Source organism: Alphaproteobacteria bacterium (genome assembly GCA_018662925.1).
Classification (GTDB): Bacteria; Pseudomonadota; Alphaproteobacteria; order 16-39-46; family JABJFC01; genus JABJFC01.
Genome location: JABJFC010000028.1, coordinates 1 through 3,261, shown reverse-complemented (window position 1 = coordinate 3,261; position 3,261 = coordinate 1). Strand labels below are relative to the sequence as shown.

Annotated in this window: 3 protein-coding genes; 1 reads left to right on the top strand and 2 read right to left on the bottom strand. The window is 42.7% G+C overall.

Translation table 11 applies throughout. The features are described 5' to 3' along the window. The first annotated feature begins 165 nt into the window (after positions 1–165). Positions 166–960, top strand: coding sequence for a helix-turn-helix transcriptional regulator (locus tag HOL16_02080; GenBank protein ID MBT5389482.1), 795 nt, complete (start codon positions 166–168; stop codon positions 958–960). A gap of 27 nt (positions 961–987) precedes the next feature. On the opposite strand, the gene HOL16_02075 is transcribed toward HOL16_02080, so the two are convergent. Beyond that, a complete protein-coding gene (locus tag HOL16_02075; protein MBT5389481.1) occupies positions 988–1,593 on the bottom strand; it encodes a superoxide dismutase in 606 nt (201 codons plus the stop codon). A gap of 82 nt (positions 1,594–1,675) precedes the next feature. Beyond that, positions 1,676–3,136 (bottom strand): acetoacetate--CoA ligase, encoded by a 1,461-nt coding sequence (locus HOL16_02070; protein MBT5389480.1) that lies wholly within the window; start codon positions 3,134–3,136, stop codon positions 1,676–1,678. Positions 3,137–3,261: the final 125 nt, after the last annotated feature.

Here is a 3,261-nt window from a genome sequence, read left to right as displayed (position 1 = left end):
TTCTGTTGTTGAGATTAGTTTGGCTTTTTATCTTTCCTTATTAAACCCCAATAACAGGAGGACCTGGTATTTTTGTCTGGTTTGTCGCTTCTTAAAGACAACAAAAATTAACTCACTCACCTAATTTTGCAATTTGCTCTTATGATTTTTTTAAAGAGAATATTAATGTCGATTGTCGAGAACAGAAGTGCTTACGAATTTAATATAAGGGTGGTGCCCGTCGTATCTAATATTGCCGAGCCCTTATCCCAGCTTGGAATTGAACACTTTTGCTATGCTCGATTTTTTCAAGATGGAACGATTCTCAGAGTCTCTAACAATAAAGGATGGACTGATAAATTCTTTGAAAATGAATTTTTTAACGACAAAGCCCTTTTTGAAAGACAGATTAAACAAGTAGACGAAGGTGAGTTCTATAAATTTATCGTATCAGGAGCCCCTCAAGGACGCCACTTATCTCAATTATATGACTTCGGCTTTTGGAACACCCTTCATATGTATCAACGCCTGCATGATTCCGTCGAGATCTTCGTTTTCACAGGAACACCCGACAATTCGGGAATTTTAAACTCCTTTTTGAATGAGGGTTCCATCTATAGAAAATTTATCTTTCACTTCAAAGATAAGTGCCATGAAATCATTTCACCCGAAAAGGGAAAGTTAATCACAAAATCGGCAATAGACATTTCTTTTTCTGATAAGGCAGCTAAAGGGCTGCTGAGGGAAGAATTCAACATTAATAGGTTTTACTTAACGAATGGCTCTTACCTGACGAAACAAGAAATGAAATGTGTCAAACACCTCCTTAGAGGGAAGACAAATAAAGAAATTGCTAATGTTCTAGACTTATCCAGTCGGACAGTTGAAGGATACATTGAGACGTTAAAGGAAAGGCACGAGTGTGCCACAAAATCCCAGCTAGTCCAAAAGCTCTTCCAGTTTAAAGACTTGATTGGCTAAACGGATCCATACGGATCAATTAGAACTCTAAGCAGCCTTCTTTTCTATGTTCTGTTGAGCAAATTCCCAATTGAGAAGATTCTTTAAGAATACACCCACATAATCTGGACGGCGGTTCTGATAGTCCAGATAGTAAGCATGCTCCCACACATCACAAGTCAAAAGGGGCTTGAGATCCTGAGTGATAGGCGTTTCGGCATTGGCGGTTTTTACAATCCTAAGCTCGCCGCTGTCTTCCACCAGCCATGCCCAGCCCGATCCAAACTGGGTCGTAGCAGCCTTTTTGAACTCATCACAAAAGATATCATAGCTGCCGAAAGCGCCGTCAATTTTGGCCTTGAGAGCCCCTGTTGGCGCACCGCCCCCACCTGGCCTCATGCTATTCCAGTAAAAAGTATGATTCCAAACCTGGGCAGCGTTATTAAAAATACCCACTTTGTCATCCTTCCCTGATGATTGCAAAATAATCTCCTCCAAAGAAGCCTCTGCCAATGCTGTTTCTTGGATAAGGTTATTGAGATTCGTCACATATATCTGATGATGTTTTCCGTGGTGAAACTCTAGCGTTCTACCAGAGATATGTGGCTCTAGGGCTTCTATAGCGTACGGCAAGTCAGGCAACTTAATAGTCATGGAATGGGCTCCCTCTGAGTTTCATTGACGAATGTTCTCCTACTCAAATACCCTTTTCCCAAGTTTATGAAAAGGGTAAATCTTAATTCTTCAACTCTTCATGTCCTATGAAAGCCTCTAAGGCTTTTGGATTAACAAGAACCTCTTTATTCATAATTGGCCGATTATGAATCATTTCTCGCGCGGCGAGCTCCACTATCTTTCCATTTTTGGTTTTGGGCAACTCAGGTACTTGAATGATAATAGAGGGTACATGCCGAGGGGTTGCATGTTCTCGAATCTGCTTTTTGATTTTGCCCTTAAGCTTTTCACTAAGAGAAATTTCAGGCCGCAAAACCACAAACAACACCAATCGCATATCTCCTTTCCACTCTTGGCCCACCACCAAGCCTTCTAGAACTTCATCAACCTGTTCAACTTGTCGATATATCTCCGCCGTCCCAATGCGAACGCCCCCAGGATTCAGTATGGCGTCAGAACGACCATAGATGATGAGCCCATCGCGATCGCTCAGCTCCACAAAGTCCCCATGGCACCAAACATTGGGAAACTTCTCGAAATAAGCAGCACGGTATTTTCTATCATCTGAATCATTCCAAAAGGAAACTGGCATGGACGGAAAAGGCGCCGTACAGACGAGTTCCCCCTTTTCCCCCCGCACTCCATTACCGTCGGAATCAAAAACCTCAACGGCCATCCCTAATCCTCGTGTTTGTAATTCTCCTCGCCAAACAGGCCCAATAGGATTGCCCAAAGCAAAACACGAAATTATATCAGTCCCGCCTGAAATGGAGGCTAAACAAACATCTTTTTTAATGACTCTATACACAAAGTCAAAACTCTCTGGCATTAAGGGAGAACCTGTGGAAGTAATTGTGCGAACGGTTTCTAGGCTATGGGTTTGCATTGGCTCTAGACCAGCTTTATGCACCGCATCAATATACTTAGCCGATACGCCAAATAGGGTCATGCCTTCCTCGTCAGCAAAATCAAAAAGCACATTGCCATCGGGATAAAAGGGAGATCCATCATACAGTACTAGCGTTGCCCCGGAAGCTAAAGCAGACACCTGCCAATTCCACATCATCCACCCTGATGATGTGACATAAAAAATGCGATCATCTGGTTTAATATCACAATGCAATTGGTGTTCTTTCAAATGTTGCAGTAGGGTTCCCCCTGCTCCATGAACAATACACTTAGGAGCACCAGTGGTACCCGATGAATACAGAATATAAACGGGGTGATCGAAGGGAAGCCTTGGAAATTCAGGAGGCCCTTCCCCTTCTCCCCGCTTTAAAAATTCATCCCACAATACACCATTACTGCCCTTCAAATTCACATAAGGCACTAATACCACTTCTTTAACACTGGGAAGTCCGTTCACAATTTCAGGCAATTTCTCGAGAGTATTAAACACCTTGCCGTTATAATAATAACCATCTGCTGCAAACAAAACCTTGGGCGCAATCTGACCAAAGCGATCTAAAACCCCTTGCACCCCAAAATCAGGGGAACAGGAAGACCATATTACTCCGGCAATAAAACAGTGGACTTAAGCGAGTTATTCTGATAGTGTCTATCCATGGAATTAGTAGACGCCCGCAAGTTATCCCAAGACGCACAAGAAGCCCTTCGTTTAAGAGCGATAAATGCTGTTGTAAAAGA

Coding starts and splice junctions, on each gene's coding strand:
- HOL16_02080 (MBT5389482.1), top strand. CDS start 166: ATGTCGATTGTCGAGAACAGAAGTGCTTACGAATTTAATATAAGGGTG.
- HOL16_02075 (MBT5389481.1), bottom strand. CDS start 1,593: ATGACTATTAAGTTGCCTGACTTGCCGTACGCTATAGAAGCCCTAGAG.